The organism is Actinomadura sp. 1N219 (assembly GCF_044326405.1).
Lineage (GTDB): Bacteria > Actinomycetota > Actinomycetes > Streptosporangiales > Streptosporangiaceae > Spirillospora.
In genome coordinates this window covers 452,374-477,185 of the sequence record NZ_JBIRAY010000001.1, presented here as the reverse complement: position 1 = coordinate 477,185, position 24,812 = coordinate 452,374, and the positions used below count along the sequence as shown (strand labels likewise).

Below are 24,812 nucleotides of genomic sequence, written 5' to 3'. Positions count from 1 at the left end.
CCCGGCTGTGGGCATGATCGAGGCATGGACATGAACAAGGACACCGCCACCGCCGCCGCCACCAAGGCCGGCGAGCCGAGCACGGCTGGCGAGAAGAAGCTCAGACGCACCCGCGACGACCGGATCCTCGCCGGGGTCTGCTCGGGCGCCGGGCGCTTCCTCGGCGTCGACGCCAACATCATCAGGGCCGGCCTGGCGGTCTTCACCCTCTTCGGCGGCGCCGGGATCGCGCTCTACGCGATCGGCTGGGTGCTGATCCCCGAGGAAGGCGCCGAGAAGACGATCGCCGAAGACATGATCAAGAAGGCGAGCGACTCCCCGACCGTCCAGGACGCCGTCAAGAAGACCAAGGACGCCTTCAACAAGCCCCGCACCCACGCCTGACAGGGCAAGGAGGCGCGACGGGGCCAAGGAGGCGCTGACGGGGGTCAAGGCGGGGCCAAGGAGCTGACGGGGGTCAAGGGGCGGGAGCGGATCGGCTGACGCCGGACAGCTCGTCGTCGCCCGCGGGGGGCGCGGCGACGACGACGGGCTCGACGCGCTCCCGCATGCCGGCGATGACGCCGCCGCGGACCTGGTTCCAGCCGAGCGTGAGCATCGCGGCGACCGACAGCCCGAGCACGCCGGCGAGCGACACCACCGTCTCGGGCCCGAGCACCTGGGCCGCCGCGCCGCCGACGAGGATGCCGACGCCCTGTCCGGCGAGGATGCCGGACTGGGCCAGGCCGAACGCCCGGCCCCGTCCCGACGCCGGCACCGCCGCCACGAACGCGGCGTTGGCCGCGAGCTGGTAGGCGCTGCCGACGCCCGACAGCGCCCACAGCGCCACCACGCACCACAGCGGCGGACGCAGGCCCGCGCCGATCAGCGGCAGGCAGGCCAGCATCGACATCCAGCCCATCGCGTGCAGCCGGTTCGCCGGGCGGACGAACCGGCTGAACAGGAACGCGCCGATCACCATCCCCGTCGGCATCGCCGACAGCAGCACCCCGACCGTGACCGCGCCGCCGCCGAACGTCGCCGCGTACGGCGCGGCGAGGCCCTCGGGGATCACGTAGAACGCGCACAGCCACGCGAACAGCACCAGCGACCGCAGCACCGGGTCGCCGAACACGAGTCGCACGCCGTCCCGCGTCCCGCGCCAGAGCCCGAACGGCTCGCGCTCGCGCCGCGGCGACGCCCCTCGCCGCCGCAGCCCGCCGACCAGGATGACGGCGGACGCGCCGAACGTCAGCGCGTCCAGCGCGAGCGCCTCGTACGTCCCGACGACGGCGACGATCGCGCCGCCCGCCAGGAAGCCGAGCATCTGCGTGCCCTGGTGCGTGATGTTGTTGATCGCCGACCCGGCCACGTACCGGTCGCCCTCCAGGACGTCCGGCAGCAGCGCCGCACGGGCCGCCGAGAAGGGCGTCCCCAGCAGCACGGTCAGGAACACGAGCGCCGACAGCGCGCCGACCGGCATCTCCAGCAGCGCCATGACCGCGACCAGGCCCGCCCGCACCACATCGCAGACGATCATGACGGTGCGGCGCGGGAACATGTCGGCCAGCCCGGACAGCACCGGCCCGCCCACGATCGGCGGGATGTACGTCAGCGCGTACACCAGCGCGGTCAGCAGCGCCGACTTCGTGTGGTCGTACACGAGCACGGCCAGCGCGACCTGAGCCAGCTGGTCGCCGACGAACGACAGCGCCTGCGCCAGCCAGAGGGCGCGGAACTCGCCCACCGCGAACACCTCGCGGTAGGTCGCCTGCTCCTCCGGCGGACGGCGATGCCGCCCGGTCTGCCTTCCCGCCACGCTCGCTCCAGTTCAGCCCGCCCGGTGTTGGACGGCCCTCCCATTAACTCACGCTGCGTGGCCTTGATGTGACCTACAGTGCACAATTCCTCGCACCGGCCGGCTATTTCAGCCACCGAACCCGGCATGTACGAGGAAAGGCTCAGTAGCCGAGCTCGTGGAGCCTTCGGTCGTCGATACCAAAATGGTGAGCGATCTCATGCACCACGGTGATCCTCACCTCTTCCACCACGTCGTCCGGGGTGTCGCATATCTGGAGAATCTCATTACGGTAGATCGAAATGTGATCGGGCAGGACGGCGCCGTACCAGTCGCCGCGTTCGGTGAGGGGTACGCCTTGGTACAGGCCGAGCAGCCCGCGCTCGGGCGCATCGTCCTCGACGACGATGACGACGTTGCGCATGTGCGCGGTCAGCTCGGGTGGGATGGTGTCGAGGGCCTCAGCCACCAGGTCCTCGAACTCATCGCGCGACAACTCCATCACGCCGACAATTCTGCTCGACAGAAGGGGATCACGTGCCACAGGCCCGCGACGAGTCGACCGAGCCCCCCGCGACCCGCGCCCGCCGCGCCGCCCGCGCCGCCGCCAACGCCTCGCGCGCCGCCCGCCGCCAGACCGTCCGCGCGTCCCGCGCCACCGCCCGCACCTCCCGCAACACCGCCCGCACCTCCCGCAACGCCGCCCGCGCCGCCGCCAGCGCTTCGCGCCGCGCCGCCCGCACCGCCGCCCGCGGACCCCGCGCCATCGCCCGGAGCACCACCGGCGCCTCCCGCGCCGTCCGCCGCTGGGGCGCCCGCGTCCGCCACCGCACGGCCCCCGCCGCGGCCCGCATCCACGCCTTCTGCGACCCGGTCGTCCGCCGCGCCCGCCCCGTCGTCACCAGCCGCTGGACGCGCCTCCTCCTCGTCCTCGCCATCGGACTCGCCGCCGCCTACGCCGGCCTCCTCCTCGGCGGACGCTACGTCACCCCCGTCGGCCCCACCGACGTCGAACTGTCCCTCCGCCCGTCCCTCCACGGCGGGACGACCCTCGAACTGCCGCCGCTCGGCTCCCTCCAACTCGACACCCACTGGGGCCCGGTCGCCCTTGAGGCGAGCCTGACCGACGTCCGTCCCGAGCAGGCGCAGAAGCTCATCGAGAACGACGCCGAGGTCGACCGGCTCACCGACCAGATCGCGGACCAGATCGCCGACGGCGTGACCCAGCTCCTCGTCCGCGCCGTCCTCCTCGCCCTCCTCGCCGGCTTCGCCGCGGGCCTCGTCCTGTTCCGCTCCCTGCGCCGCGCCCTCCTCGGCCTCGCGTCCGCCGCCCTCGGCCTCGTCGCACTCACCCTCCTCACCTGGGCGACGTTCAACCCCCACTCCATCGCCGAGCCCCGCTACACCGGCCTGCTCGCCAACGCTCCCCAGATCGTCGGCGACACCCGCAGCCTCGTCGAACGCTTCTCCGCCTACCGCGCCCAGCTGGCCCGCCTCGTCGGCAACGTCTCCGAGCTGTACGCGGCCACCTCGACCCTCCCGACCTACGAGCCCGACCCGTCCACGATCCGCGTCCTGCACGTCTCCGACATCCACCTCAACCCCGCCGCGTGGAACGTAATAAAGTCCGTCACCACCCAGTTCAAGGTCGACCTCATCATCGACAGCGGCGACCTCATGGACCACGGCAGCAAGGCCGAGAACAAGTTCGCCGGCGAGATCTCCGACCTGAAGGTCCCCTACGTCTACGTCCGCGGGAACCACGACTCCAAGGAGACCCAGCGCGCCGTCGGCCGCGAGAAGAACGCCATCGTCCTGGACGACGACACCCGCGAGGTCAAGGGCCTGCGCGTCTACGGCGTCGGCGACCCCCGCTTCACCCCCGACAAGAGCACCCGCGACGACTTCGTCGGCGCCGACCAGATGCGCGCCGAGGGCCTCCTCCTGGCCGAGAGACTCCGCGCCTCGGGAACGACACCTGACCTCGCCGTCGTCCACGACCCCACCGAAGGCGAAGCCTTCTCCGGCCTGACGCCCCTCATCCTCTCCGGCCACGCCCACGCCCGCTCCACCAAACTCCTCCCCACCGGCACCCGCCTCTTCGTCCAGGGCTCCACCGGCGGCGCCGGCCTCCGCGGCCTCGAACACGAGAAGCCCACGTCCATCGACCTCTCCGTCCTCTACTTCAGCCGCGCCACCCACCGCCTCCAGGGCTGGGACGACCTACGCCTGGGCGGCCTGGGCCTAACCTCCGCCCAAATCGAGCGCCACCTGGAGCCCGAGCCCGACCGCACCATCCTTCCCCGGCCCCCGGCGACCTCCCCTCCCCCGTCCCCGACCTCCCCGTTCCCGTCGGAGTTCCCGTCCGACTGGCCGTCCCGCAGCCCGACCCCCGTCCCCCGCACCACCCGCCCCGGCTAACCGTTTGCGCGCCGCCCCGCCACGTCCTCTACACTTGACCAGGTCTAGTGGCGACCATCTCCGCCACACCCAGGCCCCCTTCGTCTAGCGGCCTAGGACGCCGCCCTTTCAAGGCGGTAGCGCCGGTTCGAATCCGGTAGGGGGTACCACGCAGACCGGCGCGCGATTCGGTTCCGTCACCACCGATCGCCGCAGACGCTGCGTCCTGCTGAGTTCCCACGATCTCGGACGTGATCGTGACTTCGCACTCCACCTCGTTGGCGTTCCGGCCATCCGGTGCCGGGCGGTACCGGTGGTGTCGGGCCCGGTGGGTGAGTGGTTCGGGTTGGACGGTGTGTGGTTCATCTGCTGGGTGACCCGAGACGGCCACCCGATCCCCGTGCACCATGAAGCACCGCCACCCGGCCCGAACTTCACCTGAACCCGCGTCACGGTCTGGTCAAATCACCTGCCGCCGCCATGTGCGGTGGTCGTGTTCGAGCCACTTCGCTCCGGGAACTCCCTCATATAGATCCTTGCTATGACCTGGGAAAACGAACCAACGAGGGGGCCAGCCGATGAAGGTGAGGCAGGCCAGGCCCGTACCCGCGGATGTGCGAGTCCGAGGACCGCACCCCGAATGTGGTCCATCAACGGAAAGACCTTCAATCACCGGCCACCCTGGCGGGTCGGAGCGCACCCGCCCAAAGCCAGGTATGAAGATCGCGATCGCAACGATTGCCGGGGCGGCGGCGATACTGGCCGCGGGGTGCGCGGAGGAGGATCCATCCGAACCCCCGTCGCCGCCGACGACTCAAGCGCCGCCGACGACTCAAGCGCCCAGCCCGACGGCATCGGACCCGAGCCCGACTAGGGACGCTTCGACATCAAACCCTCGGCGGACGACTCACGAGCCCGAGCGGAGCCTTCCAGCCGAGTGCAGGCACCCGGCAGGAGGGAGTGTTCGGCAGAGTTGCATCGAGAAGTATGGGCCGGAGGGCGTCGGGTCGGTTGAGCCGGTTCAGCCGTCGACCGAAGAGACCGAAGAGGCGCCGGGGGTTCCGCCGAAGGAAGAACAGATCCGGCAGTGCATCGAGCAGGAAGGGGATCCGGAGGCTTGTCGGGAGAAGATCGACCCGGAGGGCTCGTCGGATGCGCCGACCGGACAGGACCCTCGAGACCTCCCCGAGTAGTCGCCCATGTTCCGACGCCGCCAAGTCGACCTCCGACGCGCTGCGCGGTGGCCGTGTCGGTTTACGGCCTGACTGCTGCCGGCGAGCACAGCCTTGTCCAGAACCTCACTGAGCAGGCGAATGTCGCCAGCGGCACAGGCTCGGAGAACGCAAGAAGCGCTTCATGGTGCTAAGCCTGCGCGGTCGGCGAGCACCGCGGGTCGGCATGCCCAAGACCTGGCAGGTCCTGCGGAAACCTATTGCTCACCCTGCTGTCCGGCCGCAACCCGTCAAGGCCATCCTCATCCTCCAGCACACACCGAAAGAGGATGAGGTAGTTCATGATTTGCGAGAGGCCTCGTCGTCAGGGCCGACCAGGACGGCGGGCGGGTGTGCGGCGGTGGTGGGCCACAACTGGATCAGGTGGGCTTCTACGGGCGTCTCTAGAATGTTGTGCGGCGCTGCGGCGCTGCGGCCGCGAACGTGGATTCGCAGGCGATAGCGGCCTGGAGGCAGCGGTACTCCTCCCGCGGCGCCCTCTTGGAAGATACCTCTTACCTCTAGGCCGCCGCTCTCGTCGGTCACGATGTCGCGTTCAACGATCATTTCCCAGTCGCCTGCGATGGTGTCCGGTTGGCGGTCGAGGCTCTGGAGGTGAACGGTGACCGGTCCCCAGGAGGTGCCGGTGAGCACTGCGGTCCAGGAGTCTTCGCCGGTGGTGAGTCCATCGAGGGGCGGCGGCCAGACGTTATCGCGCCCGGCCGCCGCCTCGATCAGGTACTGGCCTTCCCGTGCCTCGACGACCAGTTCCTGAGTTTCTTCGTCTGAGTGGGACATGCCTACCAGGATGCCCGACCGTCCTTCAGGATGACCCGGACCCAGAACGCGTCTCCGTCGAGCATGCGTTCGGTGCGGTAGAAAGCGCCGGTGATGGCGCCTTGGGAACTGTTGGCCGAGTCCGGGACAGTACGCGCCGACCAATCATTCGGCGGTACCTGCGCCGCCCCTTGATAGGTGGTCGCGAGCGGCCATTCGTCGCAGCTCGGCGGGACGTTCTGGCAGGCGACCCTGCGGTTGTCGGCCTCAACGTCTTCGTCCTGAGTGCGGTTCAGGAAGTTCCCGTACGCGGGGACGCCCCAGCGCGACGGGAGGGGGTGACCGCCCTTCGAGACGTCCACTTGCCGATCGTAGATATGTTCGGCAACCGGACCGACGGCCGGGTATTCGCGTTCGTCGTAGGTCAGCGTGGTGATGAAGTGCTGGTTGACGCATCCGCGGTTTCTCCGGACTGGCCCGTCATTGTTGTCGCAGCGGCCCGTCAGGTTCTCGCCTTCCGTGTTGTACGACCCGTTGTCCACGACGACGATCGGCCGGTGCGGGGCATTCGGAAACCAGGTGATCAGCATTCCGAGCAGACCGTCGAGCTCGACGGCGTTCTCATAACCCTGACGCAGGGGTGCGGTAAGTTCCTCCTGCCAGTTCAGAAGGACGATTGAATCGTTCTTGATGGCGAGGACGGTTCCTGGCGGAACGGATTCTTGAGTGACGCCACAGAAACCCAGGAGGATGTGGCAGCTCGAGGCGACGGAGACATCGATGCCGTCGGCTAGATCTCCCGTGGCGTTGGTGCCTTGGATGACGGCGTCATGGTTCCAGTTGGTCCGGTTCCAGGTGTAGTCGATCCATTGAACGTCCAGCATGTTCATGGACCCGGTCCAGTTCGAGGGGTCGTCGGGGTCTCCGACGTAATTGAAGGCGACCCAGGTCACTGCGCTGCACGTTTCGGTTCGACTGATCGCGAGAACCGTGTGGCCCCGCTCAGGCTCGCATCCAGGGAAGTCCGTAAGCTTCTTGTTTTGCTTGCGGGCGAGTCTGCTGCGCGCTTGGTCCACTTCTCGGCGCAGGGTGCGTGCGTCGACCCTTCTGGGCATCTGGCAGGTTCCCTTGGCTCTTCCGCGGGTACCCGCACTGTTCGAGTTCGGGATGCAGGTGGCACCCTTCTTGCTCTTGAAAGCTCCAGGTGGAAGCTTCGGCTGCAGTTTCGACCGGAGGGAGGTCGGACTTGGAGAGGGTGACGGTTCAGCGAACGCCGGCTGTCCGGCGACCAGAACGCAGAGTCCCAGTATCGTTGCGAATACGGGGCGTAATCTGTGCACGTAGAAACCCCTTCCGGGTGGTCGGGAGCTCGGGTTCCATGCTCGACAGGGCCCCGAGCAATTCGTCGAACAAGAGCCTGCGGGGTTCGATTGTGACGCTAGCTACAGTGCCATCGGAGATCAAGTCTCCGCTCGCTAGAAATCTTCGTGGTGGTGGGCCCTACAAGGGACTTGACAACCTTGTTCTTACTGGTGAAGCAAGGTGAACTGATCGCTGTCCTGATGTGGCCGACCCTTGTCATTGAGATGGTCAAGCCGACGGTGGCCCCGTCGACCGACTGCCGGAACTTGCACCGCCACCAGGGGCACTTCCTGGTCTTCGTCGGCAAAGTCTCAGCGCCCGTCTGCTGCCGCCGCTGCACCAAATAGAGCGCGTCTTATCGCTTTTCAGATCAAGCCTGCTCGGCCGCCGCCATCAACGTTTTGGAACGCGACTCACGAAGCATGAGCGCACCGGGGCCAGAGGGTAAGGCGGTTTCCATGTGTGCTGTTCCACCGGGGATCTGGGTCAAATCTTGGTAATGGTCGTCGGCCGGCGGTGAATTCTGGGGCGGAGCGAGGTGCTTCAGGGGTGCCTGTCGAGATCACCGGTGCCGGTACGGCCAGGGGCGGACGGTCACAACCCGGTCCCCGCCGCATCCAACCGTCACCCGCATCCCCTTTAGGGAGGACCCCGCAGTCCCCGGTCGCGCCGTCACTGGTGGTCTCGCCTGGCAGCTGTTACTCGCCGTCAACTTCTGGAGACGCTGCCATGCACACCGCGACCGCTCACGCTCCTCCATTGGTCGCCCACCGCGACCTTCGACCGACCAGCCCGGCGCCGAGTCGCCCACCGCTCAGCGCCAAGGGCGGCGGCCCAGTCGTAGCCGCTTGCTGGCGGCATCGCTGCTGTACCGCCGCCGAACCCTGCTCGGCTTCACCCGCCCTACCGCGCACCGGGGCACGAAAAGAGGCGCACAAGGAACTACACGGTGACCGACCGGCTCATCAAAGCCACCACGGCGCTCGCGGTGGTCACGGTCGCCGCCGTCGCCGCGCTCATCTCCTACTCCCACGCCCTCGACCTCCTGCGCTCCCACGGCCAACCCGACCGTGACGCCGCCCGGGAGGTGTTGGCCGGGTTGCGGATGATGCACCCGCAGCTGAGACTGGTCTGGGGCGACAGCGCCTACGCCGGCGCGCTGGTGGCCTGGGCCCGGCGGCTCCTGGGCCTGACCGTCAGGATCGTGACTGAACGGCCCGGGCAGAGCGGGTTCGCTGTGCTGGCCCGCCGGTGGATCGTGGAGCCGTCACTGGCGTGGCTGCTCAACACCCGCCGCAACGTGATCGACTACGAACGCAAACCCACCCACAGCGAAGCCCACCTGATCGTGGCCGCAATCACGCTCATGACCCGCAGGATCACCCGCAAGCAGCCCACCCGGGGATGGACCACGAACCGTCCCGGCGCAGCACAAGCGGCGTGACCCGCACATGGACCGCACCGGATAACGCGCCCTGCGGTGTGAGGACGAAAACGTCGTCTATCGCTCCTGGGAAGGCAATCCGGTGGTGAGCACCGGCCAGTATCTGGTCACCCCTCTCAGCACGGCGATGTCCGCATCCTTCGCCCGGACCCCGCGACCGCCGCCATCGCCTCGACCTCGATCCCCTCGTGCAGCGCTGGAACCCCGCCAGGGGACGTGGATTCAACAGCGGCAGTTCATCGCCACAACGGGGAGTCCTCACCACCGGGTCAAGCCGTCGGTGCGTGCGCCGCTATCTCCTGCGGCCTTCGGGCTCACACCCTTCGCTTTTCGAAGATCCGCGCCGCGCAGGTCCGCTTTTCGAAGATTCGCGCCGCGCAGGTCCGCTCCCTGAAGATCTGCGCCGGCCAGATTCACCTCGGTCAGGTTCACGTTGCGCAGGTTCGCGCCGCGCAGGTCCGCGCCGGGCAGCTTTGCGGGGAGCAGTTCCATTTCCTCGTAGGTCAGTCTGAGTCCGTCCGGGCGTGGTATTTGGTGCAGGCCCGCGCCGGTCAGGTCCGCGCCTTCCAGGTCCGCGCCGGTCAGGTCCGCATCGGTCAGGCGCGCGCCGCCCAGGCGCGCACCGCCCAAGTGCGCGCCTTGCAGGTTCGCGCCTTCCAGGTTCGCGTTTTCCAGGTGCGCGCCTTCCAGGTGCGTGCCGCTCAAGTGCGCGCCTTCCAGATGCGCGCCTGACCAGCGCGCGTATTCCAGGTGCGCGCCTTCCAGGTGCGCGCCGGGCATCACCGTGGCGACCAGGTCCACGCCTTTCAGGTGGGCGCCGCGCAGGTTCGCGCCGGCCAGGTTCAGCCAGGTCAGGGGTTCGTGGTGGGCGAGAGTGGCTCCGGGCAGGCGAACGCCATGCAGGTCCAGCCGAGGGAGGTCGACTTCAGAAGAGGTGCGCGCCACGACGGTGAGTGCGGCGGCGACGTCGGTGTCGGGTTCGGATGGCAGCTCGTGGTCTTTGACGGTGGGGGCGGGGTCGTGTTCGCGGATGAAGGCGGCCAGGACGTTACGGATGGTCTGGCGGTCGCGGGAGGAGTCGGCGGCGATGCGTTCCAGGGCGTAGATGGCAGCGGTGCGCACGTCGCGTTTGTCGGAGCCGAGCTGCTCGGCGGCTCTGGTATAGCGGTCGGTGATCTGTCCCTGCTGGGCCGTGCGTTGCGTTTGCACGCTGATCAGCAGCGTGCCGACCGTGGCCAGGACACCTCCGACCAGGACCAAGGTGTTGACCCGGCGGTGGATCCGTTGTTTGTCCAGGTCCATCAGCTCCAGCCGCCGGTCGGCCGGGATCGCGTCGATTTCTGCCTGGGTCGGCGGAGTCGGCCGGGCCGGCCGCCGACGTCGGCCTCTTAGGTGCCAGAACGGTAAGCGCCGTCTCCTCGGAGAGGGCGAAGGCAGCGCGGGCTCCCGGTCGGGAGCGTCGCCGGAATCGGCGGGGCTGGTGGAGTCGGCCATACTCCTCATACGTTTACGGCGCGCGTTTCGTCTCTGCGGAAGGGCCCTCCACTCGTGCGTCCCGTCGCAGCCGTCAGTCGCGCCTACGCCAACCTGGCCGATGAGATGGCGGTCGCCGGATAGCCCGAAGCCGAAGCGGCGGCGATCAAGGCCGAAATCGCCCACTACCTACATCAACGCCAGCGCCACCCAGGGCGCGGCCACCGTCCGGATCCTCGCAGCCGCATCGCCGGCCTACCTAGCACGACAGCACAGCGTCGGACCAGGGCGGCACGAGCTTCTCCTGGCTTCGCTCCCATCACGGAAGCCGGGGCACTTCACATGCGCAGGATCAGGGTTCACGGCCGCCATCGGCCTGCGTCGGCGGGGCCGGTGGCCGACCGGCTCGCGGAGCACTAGTAGTCGAGCCAGAGTCCGTAGCCGTGCCGGCAGGTCATTTCCAACCAGTCGAGACAATGGACGACGTTGTCGGCGGCCAATTGTTCGTTTGTAAACTCGTCGAACGATTGGATCGGCGAGAGCCGAAGGCGGCGGCTGCTGCGCACCTGTTCATTCCAATTTCTTGCCGCGTCCGCGTAGTCCGTCCAGTTCAGAGACGGCGGTGGTGACTTGGGCTCGGTGCCCCAGTGCGGTGGGGGTGATGCCTCGGGAACGGGCAGCGCCAATATCCCTTCAATGGCTGCGAGCACTCCTGGCTTGCGCGCCCAAAGATGTGGCCGCTCCTGTGCCGACAGAGCGGACGAGCGGGCGAACTCCCACTCCTCTCTTAACGTGCGGATGGTGAGGTAGGCGTGCCATGCCGCCAGGTGCGCCCGATGCTCGCCTCTGCTCACCTCCTCGATGTGGCGTACGGACGTGTCGAGCAGGATGGGCACTTCGTCAGGTAGATGGGATCGGTGGGCGGACAGCCGCCACTCGGCCGGAATCACCTCGATTTGCGAGAACATGGCGAGGCGGCGGCAACAGCCGGGTCCGGAGTTCACTTCTATTCGGCGGAGCAGTTGCTCCCCGTTCACATGCTCGGTGGACGACTCCGCCGCTGGGCCGCCGAGGAAATCCCAAGCAGTCCAGACCGAGCCGAGTCGCATCCTGAATTCGTCCGCCTGGCCTTTGATGAGCTCGACCAGCAACGGCCGTGAATCACTCTGGCGGGGCCGCATGCGGATCCAGTCGATGCCCACGGCCGTGAATGCTACCGGCCCCGCTTTCCTCGCCTGAGCCTCATCGGGCCAGGTCAGGGTCGGGTGGGGGGTTGACGTCGGGGTGGTTCTGGTTGATTATCCAGTCAACCGACTACCGTCTACCGTTAACGAAACGGGACGGAGGGAGCAGCTCCATGCCACGCCCCCCACACCGCACGCGCAGAACCCTGGCCGGTAGCGCCCTGGCCGTAGCCCTGACCGGGCCCCTCCTCATGGGGGCCGCGGCGCCGGGCGGCGGCGGGACCGATCGGGCCTACGCGTGCCGCCAGGACATCCATCCGCAGGACGCGAACTACCCGAGCACCCACGTCGCCTCGATGGTCAAGGCGCCCAACGGCGACCTGCTGTACTCCTTCTACGCGGGCACCCAAGAAGGTGATGAGGACGTCGGGACCTACGTCTCGCGCATGCCCGTCGGATCCCGGACGTGGCAGCCCCCGGTGCTGGCGTTCGACGAGCCCGGCAAGCCCGACGGCAACGCGGTGCTGTGGGCCGAGGGCCGCACCACCTACCTGATGATCTCGACGATCATGGGCGACGAATGGGAGGAGGCCATCCTGCGGCTGCTCCGCTCCGACGACAACGGGCGGACCTGGTCGGCGCCGGAGACCGTCCGGTCCGAGTGGGGCTACCTGTTCGGCACCCGGCCGTTCACGATGTCCAACGGCGAGGTCCTCGTCCCGATCTACGACGAGCGCACCTGGGCGTCGGGCTGGTACATCCCCAAGGACGACTACCGCACCTGGGTCCAGCTCCCGGCGGACAACGCCGACTGGCCCACCTCGCCGAACGGCGCGATCCAGCCGTCCACGGTCGAGCTCGAACCCGGCCACCTGCTGACCTTCATGCGCACCAGCGACAAGGAGATCTACCGGACCGAGTCGTTCGACTACGGCCGCACGTGGTCCCCGGCAGTGAGCACCGGGCTGCCCAACCCCAACGCCCGGATCGCCCTGCTGAAGCTGCACGACGGCCGGCTGCTGCTCGCCCACAACCCTGCGGCGAGCGGCCGCGGCACTTTGCGGCTCTCGCTGTCGGACGACGGCGGCAAGACGTGGAGCGAGGGCTCGGACGTCGAGTCCGAGGACGGCACCGAGTTCTCCTACCCGTACCTGATCCAGACGCCCGACCACATGATCCACCTGTCGTACACCCACCGCCGGGAGAACATGCGGCACGTCGTGTTCAACGAGGCGTTCGTGCGCGCGGGGATCGACATCCCGTCCCGGCACGCGGCCGGGCGGACCGAGTACCGCAAGGGCAGCCTCGCCGAGGCGGCGGCCTGCCACTACGTCAACACCGGAAAGCGATGAACCAGATCTGATGAACCAGATCATGCGCAGGCCGGCCGCCCGACGGGCGGCCGGCCTGGCCCTTCCCCTCGCGCTGTGCGCCGTGCTGGCCGTCCCCGCCTCGGCGGGGGCGGGCGGCCCGGGCCGCGCCTACGCCTGCCGCCAGGACGTCCACCCCCACGACCGCGAATCGCCGGGCGAGTTCGTCCATGTCGCGTCGATCACCGAAGCGCCCAACGGCGACCTGCTGTACGCCTTCTACGGCGGGCCAGAGGAGATCGACCGCGACAAGGCGACGTTCCTGTCCCGCATGGAGCGCGGCTCCAAGACCTGGTCGACGCCGGTCCCGATCCGCAAGTCGGCGGACGCCATCGACGGCAACCCCGTCATCTGGCACGACGGACAGGGCACGATCTACCTGTTCTTCTCGACGATCGAGGGCGACGGGTGGGACGAGGCGATCCTCCAGTTCGCCACCTCACGCGACAACGGCCGCACGTGGTCGGCGGCGACCACCCTCCAGCAGGAGTGGGGCTGGAACGTCGCGAACCGCCCGCTGCGCATGTCCAACGGCGAGGTGATCCTGCCGATCTACCACGAGCGGGGCGCGTCCGGGTGGATCGTCTCCGGCGACGGGTTCAGGACGTGGCGCTCCTACCCGTCCGACCCCGCCGACTGGCCCACCCCGGGGATCCAGCCCGCGACCGTCGAACTGTCCCCCGGCCACCTGCTCGCCTTCATGCGCACCGACGCCGACCTCGTCTACCGGACCGAGTCGTTCGACTACGGGCGCACCTGGACGCCCGCACGGCCGACCGACTTCCCCAACCGGGGCGCCCGCGTCGACCTCATCAAGCTGCGCGACGGGAACCTCGTGTTCGCGATGAATCCCGTCGACGGCACCGCGCCGGAACGCTCGCCCATGCGGGTGCTCCTCTCCGAGGACGGCGGCGGCACCTGGCCCTACTCCGTCGATGTCGAAACCAACCGCGACGACCGGTACCAGTACCCCTATCTGTGGCAGTCAAAGGACGGCTACATCCACCTGGGTTACACCCACACCCGGCTGACCAAGAACATGCGCAGCGTCACCTTCAACGAGGAGTTCGTGCGCTCGGGACCCGACATCGTGTCCGACCCGGCGTCCGGGCGCCGCCAGTACCTCGGCGAACCGATCCGGACCAAGCCCGTCGAGTACCGCCACGGCGCTTTCCGGCAGCTCGACAAGTGCCATTACGTCCGTTCCGCCCGCAACTGATACCCCCTGAAACCGGCGTAGTGCGTATTGGAGCCGGGGACTGTGCCAGGCACAGTCCCCGGCTCCTTTGATCAGCGGGGGGTGCGGTAGAGGCGCACGTCGTCCAGGGCGCCTCGGAAGGGGGCCGAGCCGTCCGGGCCGCGGCCGATCGTGTCCGGTTGGGTCGGCGTGCCCAGGACGTAGGTCGGGCTATCGAAGGCGAGCTGCGGAGTCCCTATCGCGGGACGTTCGGCGCCGTCCACGAAAAGGCGCATTCGCTTCGCCGTGAAATCGATGGACGCCGTTATCTCGTGCCATTCGCCGAGGCGGACGCCCGCCGCGTCGAAGGCGACCTTCTGATAGGAGTCGGACGCGGCGCTGCGCCCGGCTATCGCGATCCGCGGACGGCCGTTGTCGTTCTCGAACGTGACCTCGAACCCGGCGGTGCCGCCATTGATGCGGGTGCCGAAGATACGGGCCTGGCGCGAATCCAGGGTGTCGGGACGCACGCGGGCCGCGAGGGTGATGCCGGTCGCGCCGGCGAGGTACGGGCTCACGGTCCGGTCGAGATCGACGTGGTCGTTGAAGCCGTCGAATCGGAGGGCGCCCGACGGGAGCCAGGCGGCGCCGTCCACGACGCCGTGGTTGGCGTAGCCGGAGGCGTCGCGGGCCACGGTGCCGTGCCGTTCGCCGAAGCCCCACGAGCCGACCAGGGCACGCGGCCCGGGAGCGGGGGTGGAGATCCTCTCCGGACGCCGGTCTCCGTTCCAGGGCTGGTAGTAGAGGCCGCCGTCCTCGGCGCCGATGAGGAGGGCGGGACGGCGGTCGCCCGCCGGGGACGAGCGGTCCCACGAGACCACGGTCGGATAGGTGGTGTGGCCGACGAGGTCGCCCTCGCCGATGCTGCCGCGGTTGCGGAACACCCACGGTTCGTCGTCGGTGCCGACGTTCTCCAGCAGCCCGACGTTCGTGGTGTCGTTGACGACCAGGTCGAGGCGGCCGTCGCGGGTCCAGTCGACCATGGTGAACGTGCGGCGGCCGCTCTTGCCGCCCACGCCGGTGTTGAGCTGCAGCGGACCGCGCGGGCCCGCCTGCGGGGTGCCGTTGTCGGTGAACCTGGACGATCCGTCCTCCCCGATGAAGATCCGCCTGCCGGGCTTGAGCAGGAGGTCCCGCCGGCGTTCGAAGAAGGCCAGGTAGCCCTCGTGGTCGAGCATCACCAGGTCGGTCAGGCCGTCACGGTTGAGGTCGGTGGCGTAGGGGGTGGTGCGCCACTGGGTGACCAGCTCCCGGCCCTTGGGGTTCCACCAGTTCCAGGCAGGTTTCGGCGGGGTGCCCGGCCAGTCGACCTCGACGGGGCGGGCGGCGGCCAGCTCCGGCGCGCGGCGGGTGCCGATGTTCTCGTACCAGACGACCTTGCCCCAGATGTCGTTGACGACCAGGTCGGGCAGGCCGTCGTGGTTCCAGTCGGCGGCGACCGGCTCGGTGTAGCCCCACTTGGCCTCGGCGGGACCCTGGATCGAGCCGTTGGGGCCCGCCTGGTGACGGATCAGCCTGCCGCCCGCCGCCAGCGGGCGCGGCCGGTCCCACCGGGGCGGGTCGCCGCCGCCCAGGTTGCGGACGAAGCTGATCCGGCCCGAGGTGTCGCCGGAGATCAGGTCCTGCCGCCCGTCGCCGTCCCAGTCGACGGCGGTGGGCGTCGACAGCGCGCCCACCTTCACCCGGCCGGCCTTCTGCTGGAAGAACCGCGGGGCCTTGAAGACGGGCGTGCCGTCCTGGACGCGGCCGGTGTGCTCGACCAGTGCGACGCGTCCGTCCTCCTGGCCGACGACCAGGTCGGGGTGGCCGTCCTTGGTCCAGTCGACGGCGCTGACGATGATCATCTGGAGGTCCATCGCCAGCGGGTCGCCGCGGTCGGTGCGCAGCTGACGGCCCTCGGTGAACGTTGTCGCCCCGCCTGCGTTGCCGTAGAAGGTGAGTTTGTCGAGGAACTCCCCCGTGACGATGTCGGGCTTGCCGTCGCCGGTGAAGTCGGCGACGGCGGGGGTCGGGTTGCCGTAGGCGTCGATCGGCTTGCCGCCGCCCTGGATCTTCACCGGGTCCGCGTAGGCGGGGTTCGCGGTGGTCCCGGTGTTGCGCAGCAGGTAGACGAAGCCGTGCAGCGGGCCGTTGGTCCAGTTGCCGTCCTCGTCGTAGGCGTCGTCCCAGCCGTACTCGCTCCAGTCCCCCACCCCGACGACGAGGTCCAGCTCGCCGTCGCCGGTGAGGTCGGAGTAGATCCACTGCTCGTTGCGCAGGTCCCCGCCGGGGACGACGGGCGTGTGCACCGGGCGCTCGGCCGGGATGGGTTCGGCGCGGGTGAGCCCGGTGCGTCCGACGTCCGGATAGGTCGCGCCCGGACGGGTGACGATCGCCCTGCCGTTCACGTGCGAGACGGCGGTGTCCTGGAGCCCCTGGCTCAGCCTGACCGGCTCGGCGAACACCGGATAGGCGACGTCGCCGGTGGTGTTCTCGAAGAACCATGTGCCGTTGTAGGGGACGTCCGGGGACGAGACGAGCAGGTCGAAGTCGCCGTCCCCGTCGGCGTCCAGCGGCATCGGCCAGGCCCACAGCCCGACGCCGAGGTCGGTGGTCTGACCGGGGGTGCCGTACCGGAGCGGTTCGAGGGAGGGCGGGTTGGCGAGCCGGGGCGGCGGGTCGGCGGCGGCCGGCGGGCCCTGCGCGAGGGCGGCGCCGAGCAGCACCGAACCGAGCAGGACGGCGGCGCGGGACGGACGACGGAATCGAGGGTGAGTGGTGTGCATGATCTCCTCCAGGTGGAGGTCAGCCGCCCATGTCGGCGGGTTCCCGCGGGTCGACGGCGGGACGCCTGCGGCGGCGGGACAGGAAGGGCCAGGCCAGGGCCAGCGCGCTGACGGCCAGCAGCGCCCCGGCGATGGGACTGGTGAGGATCTCGCCGGGGCCGCCGATCACCAGCGCGCGGCGCAGGTTCGCCTCGGCGAGCGGCCCGAGCAGGAGCCCGAGGACGAGTGGCCCGGCCGGGAAGCCGTACCGCCGCATGGCCAGGCCGACGAGCCCGGCGATCAGCATGACCAGCACGTCGCCGGGCCTGTTGTTGATCGAGTAGGTGCCGACCGCGCAGCACACCAGGATCGCGCCCCACAGGTAGTGGCGCGGCAGGTCCAGCAGCCGGACGACGCCGCGCAGCCGCAGCAGGCTGAGCGCGAACGCCAGCACGGTCGCCAGCAGCAGGATCCCGGAGACCGTGGCGATCAGGTCGGGATGGTCGCGGAACAGGGTCGGTCCTGGCGTCAGCCCCCAGATGATCATGGAGCCGAGCAGCACCGCGCTGACCGAGTCGCCGGGCAGGCCCAGCGCGAACGAGGTGATCAGCGCCCCGCCGACCTGGGCGTTGTTGGCGGTGTCGGCGGCGGCCAGGCCCTCCAGCGAGCCCTTCCCGAACTCCTCGGGACGCTTGGAGGAGCGCCGGGCCTGCGACCACGAGACGAGCCCTGCGATGTCGCCGCCCGCCGCGGGCATCGCCCCGACGACCACGCCGATCCCGCTGCCCATGGCGATCGGCTTTCGGATGAGCCTGCGCTCCTCGCGGGTCGGCGTCCAGCGGCCCATCTGGGTGACGACGGTGCTCGCGCCCTCGCGATGCGTCAGCATCTGCTCGAAGACCTCGGCGATCCCGAACAGCCCGATGATCACCGCGATGAACGGCAGGCCGGACGTCAGCGCGTCCAGGCCGAACGTCATCCGGGGATCGCCGGTGATCGGGTCGAGCCCGACGACGCCGAGCAGCAGCCCGGCCAGCCCGGCGAACAGCCCCTTGACCAGCTGCCCCTCGGCGACGCTGACCATCATGGTGAGGCCGAACACCACCAGGGCGAACATCTCGGCCGGGCCGAACCGCAGGGCCGCGTCCGCGAGCGGGTCGGCCGCGACGACGAACAGCACGATCCCGGCGAGCCCGCCGACCAGGGAGCCCACCGCCGAGACCGTCAGCGCCAGCCCCGCCTTGCCCTGCCGGGCGAGCGGGAAGCCGTCGAAGGTGGACGCGATCGAGGCGGGCGTGCCCGGAGTGTTGATCAGGATCGCGGGCACCCGGTCGCCGAAGCTGGCCGCGACGTAGATCGGCAGCAGCACCGCCAGGCCCTGCACCGGCTCCAGCGTCAGAGTGAACCCGCTGGCCAGCGCCACGGCCATCGTCACGCTGATCCCCGGGAACGTTCCCACGAGCATTCCGAGCACGGTGCCCAGCAGCATCCCGGCCAGCACGCCCGGCTCGGCGAGCGCGCCAAGGCCGTCGGCTATGGCGTTCACAGCGGCACCTCCAGCAGGTAGCCGAACAGCAGCCACAGCAGGGCCGTCACGCCGATCGGGAAGGCCAGCAGCGAGCGCCGGTTCCGGCCGCCGCCGATCGCGGCCAGCGCGGCGGCGAGCAGCGGCGTGCAGACCCGGAAGTCGAGCACTTGCCACGCCGCCCCGTAGGCCACGAACGCGGTGAGCGCCGCGACCACCTTGACGACCCCACCGGGCGCGATCTCCTCCGCCGCTTGCGCACCCTCAGCAGGCTCGGCGGGCTCGGCTTGTGGCGGGTCGACAGGGGTGCCGCGCGCGGTCGCGAGGGCGCGGGCGAGCATCGCCAGCGCGAAGACGGCCATCCCGGCCGCCAGCGCCAGCGGCCAGGCGGCCGGTCCGATGTCCTGGCTGCGCACCGCGGAGTCGATGCGTGCCGCCGAGACCAGTGCCGCCGCCGCCAGGGCCAGCGCGCCGCACGCGATCAGGATCTCCCGTGCGGCCGGACGCGCCGCACGGACGATCTTCGGGTTCCGCATCGGTCAGGACCCGGCGGACTTCAGGACCCCGCCGAACCGCGCGTACTCCTGCTCGGCGAAGGTCGCGAAGTCCTCGGCGCTCCGGTACGTCGGGACGGCGCCCGCGTTCGTGAGCGTCCGCGTGAAGCCCGGCGACTGCGCGGCCTTGCGCACCGCCTCGCGCAGCTTCTGCGCGACCGGGGCGGGCAGCCCGCCGGGCGCGCCGATCCCGCCCCAGCCGCCGACGGTGACGTCGTGGCCCTGCTCCTTGCCGGTCGGCACGTCCGGGAGCTGTTTGGACCGTTCCCCGTCGAGGACGGCGAGCGCGCGCACCCGGCCGTCCTTCAGCAGCGGGGCGACCTCGCTGACCCCGGCCACGGCCGCGTCGACCTTGCCGCCGCCCGCGGCGGCCACCGCGGGGGCGCCGCCGTCGAACGGCACCGGCTTGAAGGTGGCGCCGGCCTGCTTGCCGAGCAGCGTGGTGGCCGCCTCCCAGATGGAGCCGGGTCCGGAGTTGGCGACGCTGACCTCGCCGGGCTCGGCCTTGGCCGCCTTGACGAGGTCGTCCAGCGTCTTGTGCTCGCTCTTGCCCGGCACCACGACGACCGCCGGGACGTTCACCACCTGCCCGAGCAGGGTGTACGAGCCGGGTTTCACCTCGTAGCCGCGGTGCCCCAGCATCGACACCTCGACCGGCAGGTAGCCGATCGTGTACCCGTCGGCTTTGGCCGAGGCGAGGTACTTCATCGCGGTGGAGCCGGAGGCGCCCGGCCGGTTCTCGACCACGATGCTGCGGCCGAGGTCCTTCTCCATCTCGGTGGCCAGCGCGCGGGCGGTCATGTCGGACGCCCCGCCCGCAGCGGCGTGCACGATGAGGTGCAGGTCCTTCGTGGGGTACTTGTCGGCGTCGGCGGAGCCGCCGGACGAGCGGTCGCCCGCGCAGGCGGCCGACGCGGCGACGAGCACGCAGGCGAGGACGGTTGCTGGAGCGGCACGGCGAATGGCGGCCATGGCCGCCTCCTTCCGGGAGATGCCTCGGGATGAGGGCACGACTGGTTGAGACGTGACTGACGGGGTGGTGCCGGCGCGCCGCTCCCCCGGGACGGCGGCCGCGATGTGGGCCGGGCCCGGCGTCAGCCGGTGCCCTTGGAGCGCGCGTCGCGCATCCGGTTCTTGGCCCCGAGCAGGTGCTGCGAGAGTTCCTGGAGCGACACCTCGACGTCGCCGGAGCGCACCGCGTCCAGGAGCGCCAGGTGCGCCTCGGCGGAGGGGTGCAGGTCGGAGTCCTGGTGGTTGGTGACGCTGAGCAGGACCGAGAACGTGGGCCGGTAGTGCTCCCAGACGCTGACCAGCCGGCGGTGGCCCGACAGCTCGTAGAAGCGGCTGTGGAACTCCAGGTCGGCGGCGGCGAAGTCCTCGGCCGCGCCGCGGTCGGCGGCGTCGCGCATGGCCTCCAGCGGGCGCAGCAGCGACTCCCAGTCCTGCGGGGTGGCGCGCTGCATGCTGTGCCGGAGCGCCAGCGACTCCAGGCTCTCGCGGAGCGTGTAGAGCTCCTCGACGTCGCTCTCGTCCAGGCCGACGACGAACAGCCCCCGGCGGCGCGACTCCAGCAGGCCCTCGCCCTCCAGCCGGCGCAGCGCGTCGCGGATCGGCCCCCGGCTGATGTCGAAGTCGCGGGCGAGTTTGTCCTCCACCAGGTGCGTCCCGGGAGCGAGCTTGCCGGTGATCACCATATAGCGCAGCCGGCGCGCCACCTCCTCGCCGAGCGTGGCGGACTGGCGGAGGGACGTGATCTCGTACATGAGCGGCTCTCTCGCTTTTCGTTAACGGTCGACGGAGATCGGTTAACGAAATTCTCGCGATAGTACACGACCGTGTCAAGGCCTAAACCCGCTGTTCAGCGGGCCAGGTTGTGCACGATCTCCGCCGTCGCCTCGTACAGATGGCGGTAGTCGGGGTAGCGGCCGTCGTAGCCGGCCTGCCATGCAGGATCCACCTCCACCGTCCCTGATCGCGGGTTCCAGCCGGACGTGTCGACGCCCGCCGCCATGGCCGCCAGCCGGGCGTCGCCCAGGCTCGCCCCCACGGTCTCGGCGGGCATCACCTGCGGACGTCCGACGGCGGACGACACGATGCGCGGCCACAGCGTCCCCTGCGCGCCGCCGCCGACCGCGACCAGCCGGTCGGCCCGCGCCCCGGCATCGGCGAAGGCCTCCAGGTTGTGCCGGACGCCGAAGGCGGTGGCCTCCAGCGCGGCCCGGTACAGCTCCGCGCGCCCGTGCGCCAGGGTCAGACCGGCGATCACACCGCGGGCGCGCGGGTCGAACAGGGGCGTCCGCTCCCCCGCGAAGTAGGGGAGCATCAGCAGCCCCCGGGACCCGGCGGGCACGTCCTCCGCCTCGGCGAGCAGGGTCGGGAAGTCGGAGCCCGCCAACTCCCGCACCCAATCGGTCAGGCTGCCGGACGTCGCCATCCCCGCCGCCAGGGTGTAGGTGCCGGGGAAGGCGCCGACGGTGCCCCACAGCTTCGGATGCCGCAGGGGCGCCTCGCCGGCCGCCGTGAGGAACATCGTCGAGCCGTACATCAGCATGACGTCGCCGGGCCGGGTCGCGCCGACGCTGACCGCCTCGGCCCAGGCGTCGATCGTCCCGGTGGTGACCTGGGCGCCCTCCGGGAGGCCGGTGACCTGTGCCGCGGCGGCCTGCACGGTCCCGGCGATCTCCCCGGGCCAGGCGAGCCGGGGCAGCGGCAGGCCGGGCGCGACCGCGTCCGCCCACTCCCGGTGCCAGCCGCCCGCCGCCAGGTCGTAGAGCGGATCGCTCTGGCTGGCCGAGTGGTGGTCCAGGACGTATTCGCCGGTCAGCCGGTGCACCAGGAAGCTCGACGCCATGAACAGCTTGCGGGTGCGAGCCCACACCTCCGGCTCGTGCCGGGCCAGCCACCGCAGCTTGGGACCGACGGCCTGGCTGGTCAGCGGGGAGCCGCCGGTCTCCAGGATCTCGGCCCCGCCCAGCTCCGCGTCGAGCTCGGCGATCTCCCGCTCGGCCCGCGTGTCGATGCCGTACAGGATCGCCGGGCGCAGCGGGCGGCCGTCCGCGTCGGCGGGCAGCACGCACGGCCCGATCCCGGAGACCGCGACGCCGCGCACCGCCGACGGGTCGACCTCGGCCAGCAGCGCGCGGGCCACCGTCACGAAGTCGTCCCACCACACCGACTCGGCGTCGTGCTCGAACCATCCCGGACGCGGGCTCGCCGTGGCGTGCGCCACGGACGCGCGCGCCGCGATCCGTCCCGAAGGCTCGACCGCCACGCCCTTGGACGAGGCCGTCCCGATGTCGATCCCGACGAACAGCGGGGTCATGACCGCGTGTACTCGTCGAGTTCGATCCCCGCCAGCCGGCACACCGCGCGCAGCCGGTCGCGGACGTCGCCGGGCACCGCGTGGATGTGGTTGGCGCCGAACCGGGCGAGGAAGTCGGGCGCGTCGGCGTCGAGCCGGGCGAAGGCGTGCGGCCACTCGTAGGTGGACGCGCGCATCATCCGCTCGTTGGTCTCCTCGTCATAGGTCTCGAACTCGCCGAGCATCAGGTGCATCCGGTAGCGGCCGCCGTAGCGGGACAGCCGCGCCAGCGTCATCTGTCCCGGTGCGGCCAGATGGTGCACCGACGCGCCGCCCGCCGGGAAGAAGAACACCTCGGGGTACAGGTGGGTGCGCGCCAGGTTCTCGGCGGGGTCGTCGCTGCGCGCCGCGTACCAGGTGGCGTGCTGGCCGGAGTTGCACAGGTCCCAGACGTCCCGGTCGGCGTGGTAGTGCCGGACGTCGGCGAACAGCACGGGAACCCCGGTCAGCAGCTGCATCAGCCGCATGGTGAGGGCGCCGTCCATGTCCGACTCGGTGGCGCACACATGCGGCGCCTTGGGGCCGTCCCAGTCGTAGGGGTCGTTCAGGAACGCCTCGGCGATGTCCATGGTGGCGAAGTGCTCGGTCAGCTCGGGCTGGCCCTTGATGCCGGTGAAGTCGAGGTTGCGCTCGTCGATCAGCTCGCGCATCGCGTAGTACGCGCCGATCTGCCGCTCCAGCAGCTCGGGCGTGAGCCGGTCGCCGTCGTAGTGGACCCCCGCCGCGCGCTCCTCAAGCCAGCGGCGCGCCGCCGCGAGCCGGGCGGGCGCCACCAGCCCGGCGCGCCGGACCAGCTCCCACTGGTCGATCTCCTCGACGTCGATCCCGAACTCGCGCATCCAGGTCTCGGTGGCCGACACGGTGGTGTTCATGCCCATCGGCCGCCCGCCGATCCGGCCGAAGGTGGAGCCGCGCAGCGCGCCCAGCGCGGCGGCCGCCTCCGCCTCGGCGGTGATCTTCGCCACCAGCGCGGCGTCCGGCTCGCCCCACAGCCGGGTGTGCGGCCGGGGCAGCTGGTCGAGCGCACCGCCCGCGGCGAGCATCCCGACCATGCCCGGCTGGACGGGGTCGATGCTGGACAGCAGCAGGATCGGGGCCCGCAGCGCGTCGGCGGCGAGCATGGTGAAGTGCGGGAACGCCCACACGGCGTAGTGCAGGACGGTCAGGTCCACCCCGGCGGCGTCGACCTCCCGGGCCAGCCGGGCGGCCAGCGCGTTCGAGGTGACCGGCGCGCCCGCGGTCACCACCTCGTGCCCGGCGGCGCGCAGCGCGGCGACCAGGCGGTCCTCGGCGGCGCGGATGAAGTCGCCGATCCCGTCCTGAACGTAGGGGCGGCCGTCCGAGAGGCTCAGTACGCCGATCCGTGCCATGGGTTCCTCCTTGATGGGGTGGGGGTCAGGCGGCGTCCTCGTCGTCCCGGCCGGCGCCGTCCTTGCCGGCACCGGCCCGGCGCACCAGCCGGTCGATGGCGGCGGCGACGACCGGGCCGGGCTCCTGGACGGCCATCCGGGACGCCCCGGACGGCAGCCCGCGCAGCGCCTGCGCGTACTTCAGGCGTCCGATGCTGGGGCCGATCAGCAGCGCCGCGTCGCGGGTCGCGGCGCCGTCGGCGGGGTCCACGCCGGAGTCCCGGCCGAGCGCGGCGGCGAGCCGGACGAACGGCTCGGGCAGCGCCGCGCTGCAGCCGGAGACGATCCCGGCGCCGCCGTCGCGCACCACGCGCGCCAGGTCGGAGTCGTCGCCCGAGTAGAGGTCGAAGTCGTCGGGCACGTACGGCCGGCAGGCCCGCAGCAGCCCGGCGGCCGATCCGCTGAGCTTGGCGCCGGCCAGCCCGGGGATGGCGGCCAGTTCGGCCAGCAGGCCCGGGTCGACGGGCGTCCCCGTGCGTTCGGGATACACGTAGGCGTACACCCGCACGTCCGGTTCCACCTCCTGGACGGCGGCGGCGAGCCGGCGGAAGTGGTCGACGGTCTCGGCGGGCTCGGCCGGCAGGAAATAGGGGGTGATGGCGGCGAGGCGGCGCGCGCCCAGCCGGACGGCGGCCCGGCCGAGCCCGATCGCCCGGTGCGCGTCGGGCGCGCCGACGTGCGCGATCACGCCGTCCGGCCCGGCCGCCTCCAGCGCCGCCTCGACCAGCGACAGCCGCTCGGCGTCGTCCAGCGCGGGGAACTCCCCGGTGGTGCCGCAGACGAACAGGAGCCCGGTCGCGGCGGCGGCGAATCCGTAGATCGCGCGGGCGGCGGCCAGGTCCACCGGCCCGGCGGCCGTGAAGGGGGTGGGGACGGCGGTGATCACTTCGGGGCGGTGCGTCATCCGGGGCGCGTCCCTTCGGGGCGGGGGGCATGCCGGGCGGCGGCACGCAGTTGACCGTTAACGGTTAACTGAGATCAGTA

The 24,812-nt window shown here is 70.6% G+C and carries 19 protein-coding genes and 1 tRNA gene; 6 read left to right on the top strand and 14 right to left on the bottom strand.

Features of this window, described 5'->3' with window-relative positions:
• The first annotated feature begins 24 nt into the window (after nt 1-24).
• Entirely contained in the window at nt 25-384 is a 360-nt protein-coding gene (locus ACH35V_RS02130; RefSeq protein WP_395969781.1) for a PspC domain-containing protein, read from the top strand.
• Between the two features lie 73 nt (nt 385-457).
• Here ACH35V_RS02130 and ACH35V_RS02125 read toward each other — a convergent pair whose 3' ends face one another.
• A complete protein-coding gene (locus ACH35V_RS02125; RefSeq protein ID WP_395969780.1) occupies nt 458-1,798 on the bottom strand; it encodes an MFS transporter in 1,341 nt (446 codons plus the stop codon).
• Between the two features lie 142 nt (nt 1,799-1,940).
• The gene (locus ACH35V_RS02120) at nt 1,941-2,282 is read right to left on the bottom strand and encodes a metallopeptidase family protein (RefSeq protein ID WP_395969779.1); all 342 of its coding nucleotides are present in this window, start codon (nt 2,280-2,282) and stop codon (nt 1,941-1,943) included.
• A gap of 32 nt (nt 2,283-2,314) precedes the next feature.
• Here ACH35V_RS02120 and ACH35V_RS02115 point away from each other — a divergent pair, with 32 nt between their 5' ends.
• Both ACH35V_RS02115 and ACH35V_RS02110 read left to right on the top strand, forming a co-directional pair.
• Nucleotides 2,315-4,198, top strand: coding sequence for a metallophosphoesterase (locus tag ACH35V_RS02115; RefSeq protein ID WP_395969778.1), 1,884 nt, complete (start codon nt 2,315-2,317; stop codon nt 4,196-4,198).
• A gap of 73 nt (nt 4,199-4,271) precedes the next feature.
• Nucleotides 4,272-4,347 (top strand) — tRNA-Glu (locus ACH35V_RS02110).
• Between the two features lie 1,341 nt (nt 4,348-5,688).
• On the opposite strand, the gene ACH35V_RS02105 is transcribed toward ACH35V_RS02110, so the two are convergent.
• Nucleotides 5,689-6,186: a hypothetical protein gene (locus tag ACH35V_RS02105; RefSeq protein ID WP_395969777.1), complete on the bottom strand. Its 498-nt coding sequence runs from the start codon at nt 6,184-6,186 to the stop codon at nt 5,689-5,691.
• Nucleotides 6,187-6,188: 2 nt separating this feature from the next.
• Complete coding sequence (locus ACH35V_RS02100; RefSeq protein ID WP_395969776.1) at nt 6,189-7,118, bottom strand: NucA/NucB deoxyribonuclease domain-containing protein; 930 nt, start codon at nt 7,116-7,118, stop codon at nt 6,189-6,191.
• A gap of 1,358 nt (nt 7,119-8,476) precedes the next feature.
• Between ACH35V_RS02100 and ACH35V_RS02095 the strand changes: the two genes are divergently transcribed.
• Nucleotides 8,477-8,971, top strand: coding sequence for a transposase (locus ACH35V_RS02095; RefSeq protein ID WP_395969775.1), 495 nt, complete (start codon nt 8,477-8,479; stop codon nt 8,969-8,971).
• 258 nt (nt 8,972-9,229) lie between these two features.
• Here ACH35V_RS02095 and ACH35V_RS02090 read toward each other — a convergent pair whose 3' ends face one another.
• The gene (locus ACH35V_RS02090) at nt 9,230-10,273 is read right to left on the bottom strand and encodes a pentapeptide repeat-containing protein (RefSeq protein ID WP_395969774.1); all 1,044 of its coding nucleotides are present in this window, start codon (nt 10,271-10,273) and stop codon (nt 9,230-9,232) included.
• Between the two features lie 587 nt (nt 10,274-10,860).
• Nucleotides 10,861-11,646: a hypothetical protein gene (locus ACH35V_RS02085; RefSeq protein ID WP_395969773.1), complete on the bottom strand. Its 786-nt coding sequence runs from the start codon at nt 11,644-11,646 to the stop codon at nt 10,861-10,863.
• A gap of 155 nt (nt 11,647-11,801) precedes the next feature.
• Here ACH35V_RS02085 and ACH35V_RS02080 point away from each other — a divergent pair, with 155 nt between their 5' ends.
• Together ACH35V_RS02080 and ACH35V_RS02075 are read left to right on the top strand one after the other, a co-directional pair.
• Nucleotides 11,802-12,980 (top strand): exo-alpha-sialidase, encoded by a 1,179-nt coding sequence (locus ACH35V_RS02080; protein ID WP_395969772.1) that lies wholly within the window; start codon nt 11,802-11,804, stop codon nt 12,978-12,980.
• A gap of 10 nt (nt 12,981-12,990) precedes the next feature.
• Nucleotides 12,991-14,217 carry an exo-alpha-sialidase gene (locus ACH35V_RS02075; RefSeq protein WP_395969771.1) on the top strand — a complete coding sequence of 409 codons (1,227 nt, stop codon included), beginning with the start codon at nt 12,991-12,993 and terminating at the stop codon, nt 14,215-14,217.
• 71 nt (nt 14,218-14,288) lie between these two features.
• Here ACH35V_RS02075 and ACH35V_RS02070 read toward each other — a convergent pair whose 3' ends face one another.
• The 8 genes from ACH35V_RS02070 to ACH35V_RS02035 form a co-directional block, all read right to left on the bottom strand.
• A complete protein-coding gene (locus ACH35V_RS02070; protein WP_395969770.1) occupies nt 14,289-17,000 on the bottom strand; it encodes an FG-GAP-like repeat-containing protein in 2,712 nt (903 codons plus the stop codon).
• A 19-nt stretch (nt 17,001-17,019) separates the two neighbouring features.
• Entirely contained in the window at nt 17,020-18,525 is a 1,506-nt protein-coding gene (locus ACH35V_RS02065; RefSeq protein ID WP_395969769.1) for a tripartite tricarboxylate transporter permease, read from the bottom strand.
• Complete coding sequence (locus ACH35V_RS02060; protein ID WP_395969768.1) at nt 18,522-19,040, bottom strand: tripartite tricarboxylate transporter TctB family protein; 519 nt, start codon at nt 19,038-19,040, stop codon at nt 18,522-18,524. The genes ACH35V_RS02065 and ACH35V_RS02060 overlap by 4 nt, the downstream gene beginning before the upstream one ends.
• 3 nt (nt 19,041-19,043) lie before the next feature.
• Nucleotides 19,044-20,030 (bottom strand): tripartite tricarboxylate transporter substrate binding protein, encoded by a 987-nt coding sequence (locus tag ACH35V_RS02055; RefSeq protein WP_395969767.1) that lies wholly within the window; start codon nt 20,028-20,030, stop codon nt 19,044-19,046.
• Nucleotides 20,031-20,152: 122 nt separating this feature from the next.
• On the bottom strand, nt 20,153-20,821 hold the full coding sequence (locus tag ACH35V_RS02050; protein ID WP_395969766.1) for a GntR family transcriptional regulator: 669 nt from the start codon (nt 20,819-20,821) through the stop codon (nt 20,153-20,155).
• A gap of 95 nt (nt 20,822-20,916) precedes the next feature.
• Complete coding sequence (locus ACH35V_RS02045; protein WP_395969765.1) at nt 20,917-22,380, bottom strand: FGGY-family carbohydrate kinase; 1,464 nt, start codon at nt 22,378-22,380, stop codon at nt 20,917-20,919.
• The gene (locus ACH35V_RS02040) at nt 22,377-23,789 is read right to left on the bottom strand and encodes an L-fucose/L-arabinose isomerase family protein (protein WP_395969764.1); all 1,413 of its coding nucleotides are present in this window, start codon (nt 23,787-23,789) and stop codon (nt 22,377-22,379) included. Before ACH35V_RS02040 ends, ACH35V_RS02045 begins: the two co-directional genes overlap by 4 nt.
• Before the next feature lie 25 nt (nt 23,790-23,814).
• Nucleotides 23,815-24,732, bottom strand: coding sequence for a dihydrodipicolinate synthase family protein (locus tag ACH35V_RS02035; protein WP_395969763.1), 918 nt, complete (start codon nt 24,730-24,732; stop codon nt 23,815-23,817).
• Nucleotides 24,733-24,812: the final 80 nt, after the last annotated feature.

Excerpts from the sequence above, each read along its gene's own strand:
- ACH35V_RS02130 (WP_395969781.1), top strand. The coding sequence starts at position 25 with ATGGACATGAACAAGGACACCGCCACCGCCGCCGCCACCAAGGCCGGC.
- ACH35V_RS02105 (WP_395969777.1), bottom strand. The coding sequence starts at position 6,186 with ATGTCCCACTCAGACGAAGAAACTCAGGAACTGGTCGTCGAGGCACGG.
- ACH35V_RS02090 (WP_395969774.1), bottom strand. The coding sequence starts at position 10,273 with ATGGACCTGGACAAACAACGGATCCACCGCCGGGTCAACACCTTGGTC.
- ACH35V_RS02080 (WP_395969772.1), top strand. The coding sequence starts at position 11,802 with ATGCCACGCCCCCCACACCGCACGCGCAGAACCCTGGCCGGTAGCGCC.
- ACH35V_RS02075 (WP_395969771.1), top strand. The coding sequence starts at position 12,991 with ATGAACCAGATCATGCGCAGGCCGGCCGCCCGACGGGCGGCCGGCCTG.
- ACH35V_RS02070 (WP_395969770.1), bottom strand. The coding sequence starts at position 17,000 with ATGCACACCACTCACCCTCGATTCCGTCGTCCGTCCCGCGCCGCCGTC.
- ACH35V_RS02060 (WP_395969768.1), bottom strand. The coding sequence starts at position 19,040 with ATGCGGAACCCGAAGATCGTCCGTGCGGCGCGTCCGGCCGCACGGGAG.
- ACH35V_RS02055 (WP_395969767.1), bottom strand. The coding sequence starts at position 20,030 with ATGGCCGCCATTCGCCGTGCCGCTCCAGCAACCGTCCTCGCCTGCGTG.
- ACH35V_RS02050 (WP_395969766.1), bottom strand. The coding sequence starts at position 20,821 with ATGTACGAGATCACGTCCCTCCGCCAGTCCGCCACGCTCGGCGAGGAG.
- ACH35V_RS02045 (WP_395969765.1), bottom strand. The coding sequence starts at position 22,380 with ATGACCCCGCTGTTCGTCGGGATCGACATCGGGACGGCCTCGTCCAAG.
- ACH35V_RS02040 (WP_395969764.1), bottom strand. The coding sequence starts at position 23,789 with ATGGCACGGATCGGCGTACTGAGCCTCTCGGACGGCCGCCCCTACGTT.
- ACH35V_RS02035 (WP_395969763.1), bottom strand. The coding sequence starts at position 24,732 with ATGACGCACCGCCCCGAAGTGATCACCGCCGTCCCCACCCCCTTCACG.